Origin of the sequence: Nostoc sp. UCD121, from assembly GCF_014222285.1 — a bacterium.
Classification (GTDB): Bacteria; Cyanobacteriota; Cyanobacteriia; order Cyanobacteriales; family Nostocaceae; genus Nostoc.
Map to the genome: position 1 here is coordinate 1 of NZ_JACKZS010000163.1, position 17,999 is coordinate 17,999.

Sequence of the window (17,999 nt, forward strand, 5' to 3'; positions counted from 1 at the left end):
GAATAGAATAGATAAATCTTTAAAAAAGATAGATAACATCTTTAAATCTCTCAAAGATTTAGAAAATTTAGAAACTATTCTAAAAAAATATAATCCTCCAATTCAGGAAGAAAACAATTTAAAAAATCAACCTAAGAATATTAGAACAGTCATTCAAATACTACCAGAGCTTGATGAGCCAAATGAGGTGAACAAAAACCCGGAGTTTCAAAGTAATTTACAACTTCCAGTAGAAAGTAATTTACAGAAAAATCTCATACCAAAAGAAAATGGTAAGACGGAAAATGTATATTTATTAATGCCAGAATTTGTAGATTTAACCTTCTGGTGTTCCCCAATTGAAGACCAAGGCTCATTGGATTCATGTACAGCACATGCTGGGGTTGCTTTAATGGAATACTTTGAGAAAAGAAGTTTTGATAGATATGTTGATGCTTCTCGACTCTTTCTTTACAAAGCAACACGCAATCTCATGCATCGTCAAGGTGACGCAGGAGCATCTCTTCGGGAAACCATAAAGGCAATGGCATTATTTGGCGTTCCTCCAGAAGAGTACTGGCCTTATATAGAAGACAAGTTTGATGAAGAACCAACACCTTTTTGCTACTCTTTTGGTCAAAGTTATCAAGCCCTGAAATACTTCCGTCTAAATCCTTTAGGCACTACAGAAGATATACTGTTATTCCGAATTAAAGCAGCTTTAGCTGCTGGTTTCCCATGTGCTTTTGGGTTTACTATGTATTATTCCATTGAGGATTTAAACCCAAGTGGTTATATTCCCTACCCAGTTAAAAACGATAAGGTAAAAGGGGGTCATGCTGTTGTTGCAGTTGGCTACAACGACCATAAAGTAATAGAAAACGCCGATGGGAGTAGACGATCGCAAGGAGCATTGTTAATTAGAAACTCTTGGGGAAGCGATTGGGGTGAAGGAGGCTATGGTTGGCTTCCCTATGACTACGTATTAGAAGGGTTGACAAATGATTGGTGGTCGCTGCTCAAGTCGAAGTGGTTTGAGACAGGACACTTCGGGTTAGGAGCAAACGATTGGGTGTCTAATTTGGGTGGAGGAGATACACCTAATAAGCCAAAGTAGAACCCCCGTCTGGAGCTTATTTGGCAAACAATCTAACTCCAGAACCAGTGATTTGTTTGGCGATCGCACTAATTTTTTGAGTCCATGAATGATCTGGATACCGCAAACAGAAGATTCCACCACTCCCTAATTCAAACATCTCTTCACAAACAGGGAGTATTCCAGCCACAGGGGTTTTGTAGGTATTCTCCACTCGTTTGCCTAACTCTTTGAAATCTAAAGATGGTAGAGCTTTGTTAATCACTATTAGCATTTTAGGTACTTCTAACTTACGAGCAACATCTATCGCTACTGCTGTACCTTGATAATCTTGTTTATCTGGACGGAGAATCAGCACCAAGACATCAGAAAGAATAATAGATAGTAACGTTTCTTCGTTAATGCCAGGATGAGTATCGATCAACAGATAGTCAAGTTTTAAACGACGAACTAGATTATGTAAACCATCATTCAATCGGCGTGCGTCATAGCCCTCGCGCAAGATTCGAGAAATGTCACTCATCTTAATGCTGGAAGGAATTAGATGAATACTTCCCTGGCGACCAAAAAATGTTTGTTTTTGTTTGAGAATGGCGCTAACGTCATAAACGGCTTCTTCAATTTGACAACGACCCCAGAGATAATCGTTCAATGTGTAGCGGATTCGCTCTTGTTCAAGACCAAATAGAATGTGGATTCCAGGAGATTGGATATCTGTATCAACTATCCCAACTCGCTTTCCAGAACGAGCGATTAGGGCAGCAAGATTACTCGTAACATTTGACTTACCAGTTCCGCCTCGGAATGAGTGAATAGAAATAATTTCAGACATAATAAATCCTCAATACTAATTTTTAATTATTAATTTGGAGTATTCCGTTTATTTCTGATTGCTTTTGCCTCCTCCTGTAATTTTAGAAATGTTTTTGATTCAGCAATTTCCGCAACTTCACGCGCACGTTTAGCTTCATCAACTTCTATACGCAGTGTATGCAACTGTTGTTTGAACTGTTGTTCACGGGAAGAAATTTCATGCACCATGCGTTGAAAAACTCGCCCTAATTGTCCTAATTCATCATGACGTTGCACAATCGATGTTAACTTTTCACGATCATACTCTTGTGCTTCTTCAACACTCATTTCATTCATACTAATTTTCTGAGCAAGTTGCGCCATTGGTTTAAGCGGTTGTAGTACATTTCGCTTTAACAAATAATTAATGAGCAAAATCATGATGGCGAAGATCGTAATAAATAAGCTAATGAATAGAACAAAAGCACGATGAGCATCCTCAAAAACTTGCTTGGCAGGAATATAAATAATTTGTGTGCCTAAAATTTCATTGAGTTTCCACCCAAAGCCATTTTCTGAACCATAACTAGCAATCTGACTTTTGGGAGCAACTTCAGGAGTGCTATGACAGCGTAGACACGTTGGATTATTAATGGAAAATGGACGAGCGTTATAAAACATTTTCTCGTCATAAGAGTCATGAAAACCGGATATGTTTTTCAACCCTGGTTCCTTGCGAAACCGTTCGATAAGTTCCATCTCAAATGCATCTGCTTTATCTCGTAAGTTAGTTGGGTTTAGGTTGGCATCTTTGTATAAAAAATCTTTAAAATCTTTGTTTTTTCGAAGATTATCAAACACTTCTCTTACTGCAAAGCTGGGAACAATTTCAGGGATAAATGTGGATTGAGTGTCCAGCATAGGTGTCAGAAGAGGATTGATACGCGTGTGAGTATAGTTCCTCACTGAGTTCATAGTTTCTGCAATAACTTGGCTACGATAAGCAATTTCGGCTTCTGCTTTTTGCTCAAGTGCATGAGATAAAGCAAAACCACTAACTGCGATCGCGCCGATGAACACCAGCAATAAAAGTAAAGTAAATTTAGTTGCTAATTTGAATCTATTAAACATTGTTGTTTGAGTTTTTATTTACAACATTGCTAGAGACTGATAACTATAATTTCTCAATTTAGTTGAGTTAGTGATGGATGTAGAATACTCTCATTTATTGGGTTCGACCCTAGTTTTGCATTCATGCTTCTACGTTTAGTCATACTACGATATTGCAGTGAAATGCCACATCTGCAAGCAAATCCATGACTTTTGTAGTAACTAGCTTGGTTAGCCTATGACGAAAGTCTTACCTATTGCCCAATACTATATAGCGAAAGTTAGGCCACATCTACTTACTTCGCTTAGGTAAAATACTAGACGTTTTTCAGATGTACATAACTAAGTTGATTTCGTATTGTAGAGACATGAAGCGAGGGAAGCGGTAAGGGACTAATCAGCAAACCACTCTTTCTGCTTGATACAACACACATTACACATTAAGGAAAAAACATCATGTCTGACAACATTCAACCCGTAGAATTATCTTCTGAAGAATTGGACAACGTTGCTGGTGGTGCTTTTAGCTTTGTCAATGCTGACAACTACAACGCAATTGATCAGCAAGCTGGTGCAACTGTTATCGGCGCTAATGGCGGTATTAGTTCTTTGAATACTCAGCAAACTGCTGTATCTCATCAAAGTTTGCACGAAATTAAAGCAACTGGTTTCTTTCCTTCCACTCTTGAGAGTTAGTAACTAATTACACAGGGTAGAACTCACTAAAGCAGCTTGCTTGATAGAACGCACATTAAACACATTACATATTAAGGAGAAAACATCATGTCTGACAACATTAAGCCCGTAGAATTATCTGCTGAAGAATTGGACAACGTTGCTGGTGGTGCTTTTAGCTTTGTCGATGCTGACAACTACAACGCAATTGATCAGCAAGCTGGTGCAACTGTTCTCGGTGCTAATGGCGGTATTAGTTCTTTGAACACTCAGCAAACTGCTGTATCTCATCAAAGTTTGCATGAAATCAAAGCAACTGGTTTCTTTCCTTCCACTCTTGAGAGTTAGTAACAGAACACTAATTACACAGAGCAGAACTCAATAAAGCGTTCTGCTTGATAAACCATACACATTACACATTAAGGAGAAAACATCATGTCTGACAACATTAAGCCCGTAGAATTATCTGCTGAAGAATTGGACAACGTTGCTGGTGGTGCTTTTAGTCTCGTCGATGCTCACAACTTCAACGCAATTGATCAGCAAGCTAGTGCAACTGTTATCGGCGCTAATGGCGGTATTAGTTCTTTGAACACTCAGCAAACTGCTGTATCTGAACAAAATTTGCTCGAAATCAAAGCAACTGGCTTGTTTCCTTCCACTCTTGCTAGTTAGTAACAGTTTTATTTGAGATAACACACATTACACATTAAGGAGAAAAGATCATGTCTGACAACATTAAGCCCGTAGAATTATCTGCTGAAGAATTGGACAACGTTGCTGGTGGTGCTTTTAGTTTCGTCGATGCTCACAACTTCAACGCAATTGATCAGCAAGCTGGTGCAACTGTTATCGGCGCTAATGGCGGTATTAGTTCTTTGAACACTCAGCAAACTGCTGTATCTGAACAAGATTTGTTTGAAATCAAAGCAACTGGCTTCTTTCCTACCACTCTTGAGAAGTAGTAACTAATTACACAGGGCAGGACTCAATAAAGTAGCTTGCTTGATAGAACACAGATAGAACACACATTAAACATATTACACATTAAGGAGAAAACATCATGTCTGACAACATTAAACCCGTAGAATTATCTTCTGAAGAATTGGACAACGTTGCTGGTGGTGCTTTTAGCTTTGTCGATGCTCACAACTTCAATGCATTGGATCAGCAAACTGGTGGAACCGTTCTTGGTGCGAATGGCGGTATTGGCTCTTTCACCGCTCAACAAACTGCTGTATCTCAACAAGATTTGCACGAAATCAAAGCAACTGGCTTCTTTCCTCCCACTCTTGCTAGTTAGTAACAGACTACTAAGTACACAAACTAGAACTCAATAAAGCGTTCTGCTTGATAGAACACACATTAAACACATTACACATTAAGGAGAAAACATCATGTCTGACAACATTAAACCCGTAGAATTATCTGCTGAAGAATTGGATAACGTTGCTGGTGGTGCTTTTAGCTTTGTCGATGCTGATAACTACAACGCATTGGATCAGCAAGCTGGTGCAACCGTTCTTGGCCCTCATGGCGGTATTAGTTCTTTGAACACTCAGCAAACTGCTGTATCTCATCAAAGTTTGCACGAAATCAAAGCAACTGGTGTCATTCCTCCCACTCTTGAAAGTTACTAACCAGAACTTAATAAAGCGTTCTGCTTAATAAACAATACACATCATAAATTAAGGAGAAAACATCATGTCTGATAACATTAAGCCCGTAGAATTATCTGCTGAAGAATTGGACAACGTTGCTGGTGGTGCTTTTAGCTTTGTTGATGCTCACAACTTCAACTTTTCGGATAAGCAAAGTAGTGCAGTGATTATCGGTGCTGATGGTGGCATTGCATCCTTCAACAGTCAGGAAACTACTATATCTAAACAAGATTTGCACGAAATCAAATTCACTGGAGAAGAATTTCCTAGCGGAATTCCTAGTAATTTATTTCTAAGCTCATAATCAACACCATAAGGAGAAGGACAATGATCATGGAAAATGTGCAGCCTAATGAAATGATGGAACTATCCAATCAAGAACTTGATTATATTGCCGGTGGCGCAACTAGCGATGTCTTTGGAACAAACGCAAATGCTATAGATTCTCAGTTTGGTTTTGTGGAAATTCCTAAAGAAGGCGGCATTAAGAGCGTTACCTTTCAAGTGAGCGTTTTCTCTGAGCAAGACCTTAGAGAGTTTAAGGAAGCGGGTATTTCTAGCCCTGAAGCTTGAGCTGGATTTCTCAGTTGACGAATTTCGAAAGCAGGAGGGGTTGTTAACCATGAGCCTAGCAGCCAATCAGTTAACTCCCTCCGCCTTATTTAACTTTAACACGTGGGGTCAAGGAGCTTCTATGTCAGGTGACGAAATTACTCCGAATGATGAAGCGATCGAACTATCAGATGAAGAGTTAGACGATGTAGCTGGTGGTTTCAATTTGCAGTTTACATCTATACGATCTCATAGATCGACAAGGGGATTTAGCCAACAAATATCACGAGGACGAGGGTTTCACTCAACACGGTCGGCTTTTCATGCAGAGACAACAGACTCTTCTGTGTTCCACCTCTCCATTACCGACGCGACAACAGAGGATATAAAGGCTCTTGGTGAGTTGTTTGGAGATATATCTGCGATCGAAGGTTCTACATAAACGGAGTTTCTCAAATCGATCAATTGCAGTTGAGCAAAAGTCCAACTGCTTTCTGAAATTATTTTTGTGTGATTAATAATTTCACTTTCATAAAATTAGGTCAATTTAGTAATAAATGAAATGACAAGGAAAAAATGGCAATGGAAAACAAAAAGCAAAATGAATCACAAGAGCTATCGCTTCAAGAACTCGCAAATATTTCGGGTGGTATTGCCGTAGGTGAGCATTATCCAGGCGAGTATCCTACGGACGAGAAATATAACAATCTGTCTGAAGCGATCGCAAACAAGCTTGAGAATATAAAGCTTCCTTATTGGAATGGCAATAAACCAATAAGCGTTGAGCCGAATGAAGGTCGCGGTGATTGATGCTAAAAATCGGTAGCAACTCATCAACCTAGTTAATCGCGCAATGGGGAGTTAAACAATTCAAAATTCAAAATTGCGGAAAGTCTAAGTTAAGGCTTCCCTATATCTAAACCATAAATTAAATTACGAATTACGAATTACCCCTCTCCATTTCTCTCCCGTTAGCAGAACACAAGGAAGTTAAATTATGACAGAAGTTCTACTTAAGGAACTGACAAATAGCGATATTGACTGGATCTTGGCAACGGGTCAAAGAGAAGAAATTACTGCTGGTACGATCCTCATCCGCCAAGGAACACCTGTTGATGCCCTCTATATTTTGCTTGATGGCGCATTAAGCGTTTCTGTCGCTCAGGCTGACGATAACCCCATTGGTCGGGCATTTGCGGCTCTTGAAGGTGGCGAACTATCTGGACGAGAGGTTGCATTGCTGGCAAATGGTGAAGTTGTAGGAGAAATGCCTTTTTTAGCCTCCTACCAATCTTCAACTACAGTCAAAGCTGCTAGAAAGTCGCTTGTGTTGATGATTCCTCAGCAGCAGTTGATTCAAAAATTGCAAGAAGATGTCACATTTGCAGCCCATTTTTATCGAGCGATCGCAGTTCTACTTTCTCACCGATTAGAGCAGATGATCGGCCAAATTGGCCAAAGCACAGTCGTGCTTTTTCAGCCCCAAATTCGAGAAATCTTATTTACATTTGCAGAATTAAATGATAGCGATATTGGTTGGATGATTGTTGCAGGCAATGCCATAAGACTTCCTGCGGGAACGGTGTTGTTTCAAGCCGGAAGACCAGTTGACGCTCTCTATATTTTATTAGATGGCAAGATGGTGGCTTCGATTGCTGAAGATACAAGCAATCCTCTCACCCGCGCCTTTTCAACTTTAGAACAGACAGATCATATCGAACGGGAGTTTGCGAGATTATCGCGGGGTGACATAGTTGGCGAAACGCCCTTTGTCGAAGCCAGTCCACCTGCGATGACAATTCGGGCGGTTGAGGATGCAACTGTGTTATCGATTCCCAGATGGCGACTTTCTGCCAAATTGCTACACGATGTGGGTTTTGCTGCCCGATTTTATCGAGTCTTAGCGATTTTGTTAGCAGATAAACAGCAAGGAATCATCAATAGTCTGGGTTACGGCAGGATTAACTATAGCTCAGGTAAATCTTTAGATGAACGCTTGACTTATGAAGATGAACTGAGTTCTAGTTTTTTGGCTCAAGTGACACTAGCGGGGACTCGATTTGATTGGATGCTGAAGCAGATTCGCGGGAATTAGGGCATTCGTCATTTGTCATTCGTCATTCCCAATTCCCTAATATACAAATTTCTACAACTTGAATGGAGTCACTATGGTAACGACCAACAAAAGCAATCTATTCCGCAAAGAAGCACTCGATCGTTTATCCTCCCCGGAGCGACTCGATCAACTTATGCAAGTGGTTCAACCAAAGAAGTGGATTCCGTTAACTGCGATGGGATCTCTAATTGCCGTTGGACTTGTTTGGAGTGTTTTTGGTCGCATTCCCATTACCGTAGCTGGACAAGGCGTAGTGGTTTTTCCTAGCAAAGTCGTTGGATTCCAGTCTCCTAGTTCCGGGCAGATTCTCATGCTTTTTGTTCGTACAGGCGATGAGGTGAAGAAAGGACAGGTACTAGCGACAATCGACCAAACTGAACTTCAAGATAAGTTGAAACTTGCACGAGTCAAGCTTGCTCAACTTCAGGAACAAGACCAAAATGCTAATACTCTGCAACTTCAGCGAACGGTTTTAGATAAGGGTGCAATTGGGCAACAACGTCAAGCACTCTTGCAAACTCTCAAAACAACCCAATCACTAACGCCAATTCTCAGAAGTAAAGGTCTGGAGTCGATTCGGCAAGAGCGTCAGAACTTACAGGAACAGTTGCAGACAACGCGAGATTTGATGCCCACGTTCAAAGAACGATTTGATATTCGCCAAAAGTTACGCGAAGAAGGAGCAGTTTCGAGTGATACCGTTCTTCAAGCGCAACAGGAATTTCTCAATAGTAAAACTAGAATCAATGAAATCGAATCGCAACTGAAACAACTTAATGTTAAAGAAGCGGATGCAGAACGAGAATTTTTAGCAAATATCAATTCAACTCAAGAACTGCAAGCACAGTTAGCAGTACTAGATAGTAAGTTTGCTGGGCAAGCAGAACAAGATTTAGCTATTTCTACTAATCGCAGAAAAGAAATTCAAGACACCCAGCGAGCGATCGCAGAATTAAAATTAGAAATCAAAGCAAACAGCCAGGTAACTAGCAATTTCAATGGACGAATTCTCGAACTTTCTGCTGTTCCTGGACAAACCCTGGAAAAGGGCGCTCGCATTGGCACAATCGAAGCTAGAGACTCCGGGAATAAGTTAGTTGGGGTGGCATTCTTCCCAGTCAGCGAAGGCAAAAAGATTCAAAAGGGTATGGAGTTGCAAGTAACTCCTTCGACCGTTAAACGAGAACGCTTTGGTGGTATTATCGGGAAAGTCACAAGTATTTCTGCATTTCCCGTTAGTAAGGAAAGCGCATCAAGTGTAGTCGGTGGTTTAGAAGTTTTACAAGGGTTAACCACAGAAGGCGCACAAATTCAAGTTTTTGCGGAACTTGAGCCAGATCCTTCGACTAAAAGCCGTTTTCGGTGGTCATCTTCTAAAGGGCCAAATAGCCAAATTACACCGGGAACCACGACCTCAGTGCGCGTGAAAGTGGATGAACAATCCCCGATTTCCTTTGTGTTTCCGATTCTGCGATCGTGGAGTGGAATGTATTGATTATGCGGCAAATTCAATCACAAATTGGGCTTCGATTTAAAAAATTTCAACGACTTATCAGCCGTCCCGATCGCCGTCGTCGGACTCCCACCCTCTTACAAATGGAGGCTGTAGAATGCGGTGCAGCCGCACTGGGAATTATTTTAGGCTACTACGATCGCATTGTCCCCCTTGCAGAACTGCGTCAAGCTTGTGGTGTTTCACGGGATGGCAGTAAAGCATCTAATATTCTGAATGCGGCTCGCAGCTATGGATTGCAGGCGAAAGGCTTTAAGGTCGATTTGGCTGGGTTACGCAAACTGCAATGTCCTTATATTGTCTTTTGGAATTTCAACCATTTTTTAATCGTCGAAGGATTTGCCAAAGACAAAGTTTATCTTAACGATCCTGCCACCGGACCGCGCACAGTTTCACTCCCAGAATTCGATCAGTCTTTTACTGGGGTAGTACTAGTTGGTGAACCGAGTGCAGAATTCCAGCCAGGAGGACGGAAACCGAGCCTGACATTATCCTTATGGGATCGATTGCAGAGTTCTCTGGGAGCGTTGGTTTATTGTGTCATCGCCGGTTTGCTGTTAGTGATTCCCGGATTAGCCATCCCTGCATTCTCCCAAGCCTTTGTTGATAATGTCTTGATTGAAGGCAGAAGTGATTGGTTGCGACCATTAATTTTAGGAATGATCCTCACAGCCATATTGAATGGTTTTTTAACATTGCTTCAGCTGCAATTTCTGCGACGCATGAAAATTAAGCTAGCTGTGGGGATGTCTAGCCGATTTTTGTGGCATATTCTGCGGCTACCAGTAAGTTTTTACGATCAACGATTTGCCGGAGAAATTAGCAGCCGTGTCCGTCTCAACGATAGCTTGGCGAATCTGCTTTCAGGAAGATTAGCGACAACAGTAATTTCAGGCTTCACCGTTGTCTTTTATGCCGCAGTCATGTTGCAATATGATGTCGTTCTCACTGCGATCGGCATTGCCTTTGTAATTGTGAATGTCAGCGTGTGGCGATGGGTTTCACGGCAGCGCGTCGATGCCAACTTGCGATTAATGCAAGAACAAGGCAAAGTCAATGGGGTAGCGATTTCTGGACTGCAAAGTATGGAAACGCTCAAAGCATCCGGGCTAGAGTCAGAATTTTTTTCGCGCTGGGCAGGTTATTACGCTAAGGCAATTAATGCTCGGCAAGAAATGGATACGACTAATCAAAACCTGGGTGTGTTGCCGTCATTTCTCACCTCCATTACATCCATGCTTTTGCTAGCAGTGGGAGGGCTACGGGTAATGGATGGCGTACTCAGTATTGGGATGCTCATTGCCTTTCAAGCCTTGATGCAAAGATTTTTAGAGCCTGTAAATAATCTGGTGAGTTTAGCGGGTGAACTCCAGGAAATGGAAGGCAATTTGGGTCGCTTAGATGATGTGTTACGCAATCCTATCGATCCTGCCGTAGAGCGAGACATTAGTATATCGGCAACTCAACTACCTGCCGCAAACGTTCGGCTTCAGGGTTATGTTGAACTCCGTAATATCACCTTTGGCTATAACCGCTCTGCACCTCCCTTAATCGAAAATTTCAGTCTTTCACTTAAACCCGGTCAACGAGTTGCTTTAGTGGGTGGCAGTGGTTCAGGTAAGTCAACCGTTGCCAAGCTGGTGTGTGGATTATACGAACCGTGGGCGGGAGAGATTTTATTTGATGGTAAATCCAGAAAACATATTCCGCGATCGATTCTGACTAATTCAATTGCCCTAGTTGAGCAAGATATCTCGCTATTTGCAGGCACTGTCCGCGACAATCTCACACTTTGGGATTCGACTGTGCCTTTTAGTAACTTGGTTCGCGCTTGCAAAGATGCTGCTATTCAGGATGTAATACTTTCTATGCCTGGAGGCTACAATGCTGACCTCGCAGAAGGGGCATCTAATTTGAGTGGTGGACAGCGACAAAGATTAGAAATTGCCCGCACTTTAGTAAATAATCCGGCCATTTTGGTGATGGATGAAGCGACTAGTGCGCTCGATTCCGAGGCAGAAAAAACGATCGATCAGAGACTTCGGGAGCGTGGCTGTACTTGTGTAATTGTGGCGCATCGGTTAAGCACAATTCGGGATTGTGACGAAATTATTGTCTTCGATCGCGGCAAGGTGGTGCAACGGGGCAGCCATGAGGAATTACAAAGGGTTGAAGGTAAGTATTTGCAATTGATTCGTAGTGAAGGGGAAGCGGTTCAAGAAGAGTGAGACTAATTCTGTATGAAGATGCACCAAATTATATGAGGAACGAACCGCAAAGGACGCAAAGGACACAAAGGTAGAGAAGGAAGAAATGCTTATTTATTGTGATATAACTCATACCAATTCTTTGTGAGACTGCGCCAAATTTTTCTTGACTTCTTCTTTCTTTGTGTCCTTTGCGCCCTTTGCGGTTCGTTATTTCATACCATCAGAACTTACGCAAAAATCTTTAAATTAATTTATTTATTGAACCGCCAAGCTTTTGTATTAATTTTATGGAGCAGGAATATATATGTTAGATCAAATTCGCAGCGCTACCCTGCCGGGAGAGTATTATCACTTCAAAGGCAATGAGCCAATTATTCTCAATGACCCGAAGACGATTTGGATCGTAAAATCGGGTTCATTGGCGGTGTTTGCGATTCCGGTGAAAGAGGGAATTGCTGAGGGAAGTCGCCGCTATTTATTTACTACCCGAACTAGACAGGCAATGTTTGGCATCATTAGTGATTCTCAGCCGATACCGTATCAACTGCTGGCGGTGTCGATTGAAGAAACGGAACTGATGAAAGTTTCAAGGAAAGATTTTCGGGAATTTATTAACGATCGCAATGGCGAAGCCGTAACTTTAATAGAGGGATGGATTGAGCAACTAGGATTGGCGCTGTCTTCTATTACTCCACCTGGACTGCCGTTTCAAGAAGAAGGGGTTCGCTATTTCTCACTCAGCAGTGGTCAGATTTTCCAACCACAGCGAGAACTGGTATCCTGGGTACAAATTCAGCGTGGTTACGCGGTTTGGATGGGGTTTGAGAAACTGTTAGTCATGCCTCAATCAGGATTGTTGCCGTTGAGCGCAGATATGTGGTTTCAAGCTGAAGATACAACCGAGCTAGAAATCCTCACTACGTCTGAGATTGAGGATGCTAATACTCTGTTGAGGGGGATTTTCCAAATTCAAGTCTACTTTCTTCAGAGCCTTTTTCTTCTGGAACAGGACGAAAAAGCGGTAGAATTAAACCGATTTCAAGAACGGCAACACCTCAACGATCGCGTGATGAAGGAGACGCTGGGCGAGTTGTCCTCGTTGCTGCAATCTCCACAAATTGGCGCTTCTGCTCAAATTGAAGCCAATGATTTTGACCAAGCTTTGCTCATCGCTGCGGGTGCTGTGGGGCGGACTTTGGGTGTGACGATTCGACCACCAGCCAAGTCTGAAGACCTGAAACGAGTTCAAGATCCGCTACAAGCGATCGCTCGTGCTTCTCGTTTGCGAACCAGAACGATCGCTTTACAGGGTCAATGGTGGAAGAAGGATTGCGGTGCGATGCTGGCTTACACGCTAGAAGATAACAATCCTGTGGCGCTGTTACCTGTATCTGATACCCGCTATGAAATTTTTGATCCAATTAAGCGATCGCGCACTCCGGTTAATGCCAAAAGTGCGATTAAACTGGCGCTAACGGGATATACCTTCTATCGCCCATTACCTGATAAAGTCCTCACCACCATCGATTTACTGAAATTTGCTCTCCAAGGACACTACAAGGAATTGTTGATTGTCTTGGCTGCGGGTATGGCGACAAGTTTATTAGGAATGATTGTCCCCCAAGCTATGGCCATCTTGATTGACAGTGCCATTCCTGATGCCAATCGCGGTTTATTAGTGCAAATTGCCTTAGCGCTGCTAGCAACTGCATTTGGTAGCACCTTGTTTCAACTTGCCCAAGGCTTTGCAATTATGCGGGTGGAAACCTTTGCCGATGCTTCCACCCAAGCAGCAGTCTGGGATCGGTTATTGAATCTAAAAGCATCATTCTTCCGTCAGTACTCAACTGGAGACTTGAATTCACGGGTAAGCGCCATTAGCCAAATCCGCCAAAAGCTCAGTAGCACGGTTCTCAGAAGTATTTTCACCAGTTTGTTCGCGTTTCTGAATTTAGGACTGCTTTTTTACTACAACGGTTCGCTAGCATTAATTGCCACTCTTGTAGCTTTTGTCAACATTACTATTACTCTGGTTTCAGGAATTTACACTCTGCGGAAGGTTCGTCCCTTACTAGAGTTACAAGGACAACTCTCAGGGGTAATGGTGCAGTTAATCAACGGCGTTAGCAAATTACGAGTTGCAGGCGCAGAAGCCCGCGCCTTTGCTTTTTGGGGAAAACAGTATAGTCAGCAAATCAAATGGATGCTGAGTACCCAAGGCATTGAAGATGCTCTGGCTGTGATTAATAAAATCTTGCCTGTATTGACTACAGCAATCCTTTTCTGGTTCGCCAGCAGTTTACTTCAGCAAGCCAATTCTCCAGAAAGTGGTTTATCTACAGGTGTATTTTTAGCATTTAATGCCGCATTTGGTACATTTATCGGTGGAGCTACCAGTCTCAGCGGCACGATTATAGATGTCTTACAAGTGGTTCCTTTGTGGGAACGAGCGCAGCCGATTCTGGAATCCAAACCGGAAGTAGACTCGGAAAAAACCGATCCAGGTCGGCTTTCTGGGCGAGTGGTTGTAGATCATGTAATTTTCCGGTATCGAGATGACGGGCCTTTGACATTGGATGATGTTAGCATCCATGCGGAACCTGGCGAATTTATCGCTTTTGTCGGCGCTTCAGGGAGTGGAAAATCAACCCTGTTCCGATTATTACTGGGGTTTGATGTCCCGGAATCTGGCACGATTTATTACGACGGACAAGATTTAACGGGGTTGGATATTCATGCAGTGCGTCGACAACTAGGAGTTGTGATGCAAAATAGCCGATTGACATCTGCATCGATCTTTGAGAATATCGCCAGTGGAGCGATGATCTCGATGGATGAAGCGTGGGAAGCTGCGCGGATGGCTGGCTTTGCCGAGGATGTCGAATCAATGCCAATGGGAATGCACACGGTAATTAGTGAAGGTGGAACTAATATCTCTGGAGGACAACGGCAGCGATTATTGATTGCCCGATCGCTAGTATTAAAACCCAAAATCTTGTTATTTGATGAAGCCACCAGTGCCTTAGATAACCGCACTCAAGCGATTGTCAGTCAAAGTTTAGAGCGTTTGAAGGTGACACGAATTGCGATCGCTCACCGTCTGAGTACCATTCGCAATGCCGATCGCATCTATGTATTCGAGAATGGTCGCGTAGTCCAAGAAGGCAATTTTGATCAACTCGCCAATCAACCAGGACTGTTTGCCCAACTGATGGCGCGACAAAAGCTTTAAAAATGAAGGAGATATCTACTATGTCACCTACTTTTTGTAAAATTCTTCAGATAAATTGCAGCCTCATTGTTTCGCTACTGATGTTGAATGGGTGGGGTGTTTCTGTAAAAACTGCGATCGCCGGAACTATGGAGCCTACCCAACGCATAGCGGATGTGGCTGCGATCCCTGATAGTATAAAAGTCCCAAATGGTGAGCAACTTCTTTTGAAAGCATCTGCCAAGGGTTCACAAATCTATATCTGCAAACCGAAATCAGAATCCCCTGAGCAATATGAGTGGACGCTTAAGGCTCCCGATGCCGTGTTACTAGATGAGCAAGGACAAGATTTGGGTAAGCATTATGCAGGCCCCACCTGGGAAGCTAAAGACGGTAGCAAAGTTTTAGGAAAATTGAAATCTAAGGTAAATGCACCACAAGACGATGCCATTCCCTGGCTATTATTAGAAGCGCAATCTCATGAAGGAAATGGTATTTTCCGCCAAGTAAATTGGATTCAACGGATCAATACAGTTGGTGGAAAAGCCCCTATTCAAGGGTGTGATAAATCATCCGAAAATCGAGAAATTAGTGTGAATTACACGGCTGATTACCTATTTTATAAGATTAAGCAATAAATATTAACAAGGGGCTTAGGTGAATTCCATTGATGAATTTACCGCAGCCGTTGGTTTCAACTCCGCTCAACCAACTTCATAGTCGAGAGTTGAGCGGCTTGCCCTGAGCGGAGCCGTTGGCACAGCCTCTCGTAGAGAAGGGAGTCGAAACTCGTCAGCATTGGTATTTTCTTCGCTAGAAATCACCTTATGCCCTTTGTTGAGATGTTTTGATAATAATTGTTCTATCGTTCTCTGGTTTATTCGGGTAGCTTCCCGGCTAGTTTCTTTTCTTGATTGAGAACAGAATTTGCATAGATTGCCAGTTGCGATCGATTTTTGAGATTGAGCCGGCTTAAAATACTCGTCACATGAGTTTTTACGGTTCCTTCGGTAATATAAAGTTGTTGGGCAATTTCGCGGTTTGTTGCACCAACACCGATCAAACATAAAACCTCTTGTTCTCGTGCAGTAATTTCCGATGGCTTTGATGAAGCGGAATTTTGGTTAGCTGAAGCTGCTTCCGTAACTAATAATTTATCAAATAATCCCGGCCCAAATTGAGTATAGCCAGAATGCCCAAAGCGAATTGCATCTGCTAGCTCACTTGAGGGCATATCTTTGAGCAAATATCCTTTTGCGCCTGCACGCATTGCCCCTGTTAAATAAGAATCATCATCAAATGTACTCAAGACGAGAACTTTAATATTAGGAAAGTTTTGCGTAATCAGTTTTGTTGCAGTTCGCCCATCCATTTCGGGCATCCGAATATCCATTAGCACCACATCGGGCTGAAGTTCTGCAACAAGCTCTAGAGCAACTTTACCATTCTCAGCATCACCGACCACTTCCAAATCAGGTTCCTGTTCTAGCATTGCTTTCAGTCCCTGACGAATAAGGCTCTGATCGTCAACGATTAACAGGCGAATAGGAGAGGATTTATCATTTTTCATGGTAATTATCTCTTTCTGGTTTTGATGAACGATCAATAGATATCTTCAAAAATTAATGAAGCATTACCTGAAACCCTTATAGAAAGGTTACAACATTTAACAATTGGGCATTGGGCATTGGGACTGGTTATTAATTCTTCTCCCCCTGCTCCCTTGCTCCCTGCTCCCTGCTCCCTGCCCCCTGCTCCCCTGCTCCCCTGCTCCCCTGCTCCCTGCTCCCTGCTCCCCTACTCCCCTGCTCCTCCTCCCTCATCTCTGGGAAAGTTAGCAACAATCCGACAACCAGCGCCCGGTTTACTGACAATTTCTAGCTGGGCATTTAGTGTAGCCATTCGTTCTCGCATTCCCTGGAGTCCGTATCCGGCAACGGATTGATCGCATTCAAAGCCTTTACCGTTATCTTGGAGTATCAACGATAGCCCCGCCGCCGTTGTTTGAATTCTAATTTGAACAGCTGTGGCATTGGCGTGTTTATAAATATTGGTTAGCCCTTCTTGGATAATGCGATACACAACATGATTTACTGAATCGGAAAGCGGTTGTGATAAATCAATCTTGCAGTATGGTAAGACATCGGTGAGGTGATAGAATTCTTCTGCAAGGTTAGCGATCGCATTTTCGAGCAATTGTCCGTGCAGTGGATCGGAGCGAATTGCCGAAACTGATTCCCGCACCTCTTGCAAGGCTTCAGAACCCAATTTTTTGGCTGCTAATAAAAACGATCGCGCCCGATTAGGATCGGTTTCCCAAAGGGTTAATGCTGTTTCCATTTGCACATTTAGCGCTACGAGGGAATGTCCTAGAGAGTCGTGGATGTCACGTGCAATGCGATTGCGTTCTTCTAGCGCCACCATTTCCTCGATGCGTTGATTCAGCGCTTTTTGATGATCGAGCGATCGCCTTAATTCTGCCTCTGTCTCCTGCAAGCGCCGATTTTGCTCCTGGAGTTGCATTTGTAAACGGCAAAGGTTGAGTTGATGCTCCATTCGAGCAACCACCTCTTCAATCTGAAAAGGTTTGTTAATAAAATCAACCCCTCCAACCGAAAAGGCTTTCACTTTATCAAATACCTCATTCAGCGCACTAATAAAAATGACAGGAATCTCTTGTGTTTGAGGATTAGATTTGAGTCGCTGACATACTTCATAGCCGTTCATTCCGGGCATGGTAATATCGAGCAGAATCAAATCTGGAGGTTGAGCTTGTATACCAATTAACGCCATAGAACCATTGGTAACACTCCTCACTTCGTATCCTTGCTCGTTAAGCATTGCTGATAAAAGGCGAAGATTATCTAGAGTGTCATCAACTATGAGAATATCTCCCTTGGATGATTGGCTTAATTCCATACTTCTCAAAGGGCTAAGAGAGTCGTTAATTATCAAGCTAGTCGTAACGTAATGTAAATAGATTATGGATTAGAAATGATAATAAATTCCATTCATGTAACAAATCTATTGATGATACTTGTAATTTTCAAGGCACTGATAAATTTACATTTATTTATATTATTG

General features: G+C 42.5%; 20 protein-coding genes. 16 read left to right on the forward strand and 4 right to left on the reverse strand.

The features are described 5' to 3' along the window. Positions 1-1,096 (forward strand): C1 family peptidase (locus GNF10_RS26430; protein WP_311774216.1); only part of this gene is annotated, 1,096 nt, incomplete at its 5' end. Positions 1,097-1,112: 16 nt separating this feature from the next. On the opposite strand, the gene GNF10_RS26435 is transcribed toward GNF10_RS26430, so the two are convergent. Both GNF10_RS26435 and GNF10_RS26440 read right to left on the reverse strand, forming a co-directional pair. Then, positions 1,113-1,907, reverse strand: a complete 795-nt coding sequence (locus GNF10_RS26435) for a MinD/ParA family protein (protein ID WP_185585833.1) — start codon at positions 1,905-1,907, stop codon at positions 1,113-1,115. A 29-nt stretch (positions 1,908-1,936) separates the two neighbouring features. After that, positions 1,937-2,998 carry a DUF3365 domain-containing protein gene (locus GNF10_RS26440; RefSeq protein WP_185585832.1) on the reverse strand — a complete coding sequence of 354 codons (1,062 nt, stop codon included), beginning with the start codon at positions 2,996-2,998 and terminating at the stop codon, positions 1,937-1,939. 435 nt (positions 2,999-3,433) lie between these two features. Between GNF10_RS26440 and GNF10_RS26445 the strand changes: the two genes are divergently transcribed. The 15 genes from GNF10_RS26445 (at position 3,434) to GNF10_RS26515 (ending at position 15,553) form a co-directional block, all read left to right on the forward strand. Beyond that, complete coding sequence (locus GNF10_RS26445; RefSeq protein ID WP_185585831.1) at positions 3,434-3,673, forward strand: CTB family bacteriocin; 240 nt, start codon at positions 3,434-3,436, stop codon at positions 3,671-3,673. An 87-nt stretch (positions 3,674-3,760) separates the two neighbouring features. Continuing rightward, a complete protein-coding gene (locus GNF10_RS26450; RefSeq protein ID WP_185585830.1) occupies positions 3,761-4,000 on the forward strand; it encodes a CTB family bacteriocin in 240 nt (79 codons plus the stop codon). A gap of 87 nt (positions 4,001-4,087) precedes the next feature. Next, the gene (locus GNF10_RS26455) at positions 4,088-4,327 is read left to right on the forward strand and encodes a CTB family bacteriocin (protein WP_185585829.1); all 240 of its coding nucleotides are present in this window, start codon (positions 4,088-4,090) and stop codon (positions 4,325-4,327) included. 50 nt (positions 4,328-4,377) lie between these two features. Beyond that, positions 4,378-4,617 carry a CTB family bacteriocin gene (locus tag GNF10_RS26460; RefSeq protein WP_185585828.1) on the forward strand — a complete coding sequence of 80 codons (240 nt, stop codon included), beginning with the start codon at positions 4,378-4,380 and terminating at the stop codon, positions 4,615-4,617. 98 nt (positions 4,618-4,715) lie between these two features. Further along, positions 4,716-4,955: a CTB family bacteriocin gene (locus GNF10_RS26465; protein WP_185585827.1), complete on the forward strand. Its 240-nt coding sequence runs from the start codon at positions 4,716-4,718 to the stop codon at positions 4,953-4,955. A gap of 94 nt (positions 4,956-5,049) precedes the next feature. Next, entirely contained in the window at positions 5,050-5,292 is a 243-nt protein-coding gene (locus GNF10_RS26470) for a CTB family bacteriocin (RefSeq protein ID WP_185585826.1), read from the forward strand. Positions 5,293-5,356: 64 nt separating this feature from the next. Beyond that, on the forward strand, positions 5,357-5,617 hold the full coding sequence (locus GNF10_RS26475) for a CTB family bacteriocin (RefSeq protein ID WP_185585825.1): 261 nt from the start codon (positions 5,357-5,359) through the stop codon (positions 5,615-5,617). Between the two features lie 23 nt (positions 5,618-5,640). Continuing rightward, the gene (locus tag GNF10_RS26480) at positions 5,641-5,886 is read left to right on the forward strand and encodes a hypothetical protein (protein ID WP_185585824.1); all 246 of its coding nucleotides are present in this window, start codon (positions 5,641-5,643) and stop codon (positions 5,884-5,886) included. 49 nt (positions 5,887-5,935) lie between these two features. Continuing rightward, on the forward strand, positions 5,936-6,307 hold the full coding sequence (locus tag GNF10_RS26485; RefSeq protein ID WP_185585823.1) for a hypothetical protein: 372 nt from the start codon (positions 5,936-5,938) through the stop codon (positions 6,305-6,307). A gap of 134 nt (positions 6,308-6,441) precedes the next feature. Continuing rightward, entirely contained in the window at positions 6,442-6,675 is a 234-nt protein-coding gene (locus GNF10_RS26490; RefSeq protein ID WP_185585822.1) for a hypothetical protein, read from the forward strand. A 187-nt stretch (positions 6,676-6,862) separates the two neighbouring features. Then, positions 6,863-7,960 carry a cyclic nucleotide-binding domain-containing protein gene (locus tag GNF10_RS26495; RefSeq protein ID WP_185585821.1) on the forward strand — a complete coding sequence of 366 codons (1,098 nt, stop codon included), beginning with the start codon at positions 6,863-6,865 and terminating at the stop codon, positions 7,958-7,960. Between the two features lie 73 nt (positions 7,961-8,033). Further along, the gene (locus GNF10_RS26500) at positions 8,034-9,476 is read left to right on the forward strand and encodes an NHLP bacteriocin system secretion protein (RefSeq protein WP_185585820.1); all 1,443 of its coding nucleotides are present in this window, start codon (positions 8,034-8,036) and stop codon (positions 9,474-9,476) included. A gap of 2 nt (positions 9,477-9,478) precedes the next feature. Further along, positions 9,479-11,722 (forward strand): NHLP family bacteriocin export ABC transporter peptidase/permease/ATPase subunit, encoded by a 2,244-nt coding sequence (locus GNF10_RS26505; protein ID WP_185585819.1) that lies wholly within the window; start codon positions 9,479-9,481, stop codon positions 11,720-11,722. A 286-nt stretch (positions 11,723-12,008) separates the two neighbouring features. Further along, a complete protein-coding gene (locus GNF10_RS26510; protein WP_185585818.1) occupies positions 12,009-14,936 on the forward strand; it encodes an NHLP bacteriocin export ABC transporter permease/ATPase subunit in 2,928 nt (975 codons plus the stop codon). 20 nt (positions 14,937-14,956) lie between these two features. Next, positions 14,957-15,553 carry a DUF3455 domain-containing protein gene (locus tag GNF10_RS26515; RefSeq protein ID WP_185585817.1) on the forward strand — a complete coding sequence of 199 codons (597 nt, stop codon included), beginning with the start codon at positions 14,957-14,959 and terminating at the stop codon, positions 15,551-15,553. Between the two features lie 239 nt (positions 15,554-15,792). Here GNF10_RS26515 and GNF10_RS26520 read toward each other — a convergent pair whose 3' ends face one another. Together GNF10_RS26520 and GNF10_RS26525 are read right to left on the reverse strand one after the other, a co-directional pair. Continuing rightward, complete coding sequence (locus tag GNF10_RS26520) at positions 15,793-16,485, reverse strand: response regulator transcription factor (RefSeq protein ID WP_185585816.1); 693 nt, start codon at positions 16,483-16,485, stop codon at positions 15,793-15,795. Between the two features lie 227 nt (positions 16,486-16,712). Continuing rightward, entirely contained in the window at positions 16,713-17,834 is a 1,122-nt protein-coding gene (locus GNF10_RS26525) for a response regulator (RefSeq protein WP_185580623.1), read from the reverse strand. Positions 17,835-17,999 lie beyond the last annotated feature (165 nt).

Excerpts from the sequence above, each read along its gene's own strand:
- GNF10_RS26450 (WP_185585830.1), top strand. The coding sequence starts at position 3,761 with ATGTCTGACAACATTAAGCCCGTAGAATTATCTGCTGAAGAATTGGAC.
- GNF10_RS26485 (WP_185585823.1), top strand. The coding sequence starts at position 5,936 with ATGAGCCTAGCAGCCAATCAGTTAACTCCCTCCGCCTTATTTAACTTT.
- GNF10_RS26440 (WP_185585832.1), bottom strand. The coding sequence starts at position 2,998 with ATGTTTAATAGATTCAAATTAGCAACTAAATTTACTTTACTTTTATTG.
- GNF10_RS26460 (WP_185585828.1), top strand. The coding sequence starts at position 4,378 with ATGTCTGACAACATTAAGCCCGTAGAATTATCTGCTGAAGAATTGGAC.
- GNF10_RS26495 (WP_185585821.1), top strand. The coding sequence starts at position 6,863 with ATGACAGAAGTTCTACTTAAGGAACTGACAAATAGCGATATTGACTGG.
- GNF10_RS26435 (WP_185585833.1), bottom strand. The coding sequence starts at position 1,907 with ATGTCTGAAATTATTTCTATTCACTCATTCCGAGGCGGAACTGGTAAG.
- GNF10_RS26515 (WP_185585817.1), top strand. The coding sequence starts at position 14,957 with ATGTCACCTACTTTTTGTAAAATTCTTCAGATAAATTGCAGCCTCATT.
- GNF10_RS26490 (WP_185585822.1), top strand. The coding sequence starts at position 6,442 with ATGGCAATGGAAAACAAAAAGCAAAATGAATCACAAGAGCTATCGCTT.
- GNF10_RS26520 (WP_185585816.1), bottom strand. The coding sequence starts at position 16,485 with ATGAAAAATGATAAATCCTCTCCTATTCGCCTGTTAATCGTTGACGAT.
- GNF10_RS26465 (WP_185585827.1), top strand. The coding sequence starts at position 4,716 with ATGTCTGACAACATTAAACCCGTAGAATTATCTTCTGAAGAATTGGAC.
- GNF10_RS26480 (WP_185585824.1), top strand. The coding sequence starts at position 5,641 with ATGATCATGGAAAATGTGCAGCCTAATGAAATGATGGAACTATCCAAT.
- GNF10_RS26500 (WP_185585820.1), top strand. The coding sequence starts at position 8,034 with ATGGTAACGACCAACAAAAGCAATCTATTCCGCAAAGAAGCACTCGAT.
- GNF10_RS26470 (WP_185585826.1), top strand. The coding sequence starts at position 5,050 with ATGTCTGACAACATTAAACCCGTAGAATTATCTGCTGAAGAATTGGAT.
- GNF10_RS26475 (WP_185585825.1), top strand. The coding sequence starts at position 5,357 with ATGTCTGATAACATTAAGCCCGTAGAATTATCTGCTGAAGAATTGGAC.
- GNF10_RS26505 (WP_185585819.1), top strand. The coding sequence starts at position 9,479 with ATGCGGCAAATTCAATCACAAATTGGGCTTCGATTTAAAAAATTTCAA.
- GNF10_RS26525 (WP_185580623.1), bottom strand. The coding sequence starts at position 17,834 with ATGGAATTAAGCCAATCATCCAAGGGAGATATTCTCATAGTTGATGAC.
- GNF10_RS26445 (WP_185585831.1), top strand. The coding sequence starts at position 3,434 with ATGTCTGACAACATTCAACCCGTAGAATTATCTTCTGAAGAATTGGAC.
- GNF10_RS26455 (WP_185585829.1), top strand. The coding sequence starts at position 4,088 with ATGTCTGACAACATTAAGCCCGTAGAATTATCTGCTGAAGAATTGGAC.
- GNF10_RS26510 (WP_185585818.1), top strand. The coding sequence starts at position 12,009 with ATGTTAGATCAAATTCGCAGCGCTACCCTGCCGGGAGAGTATTATCAC.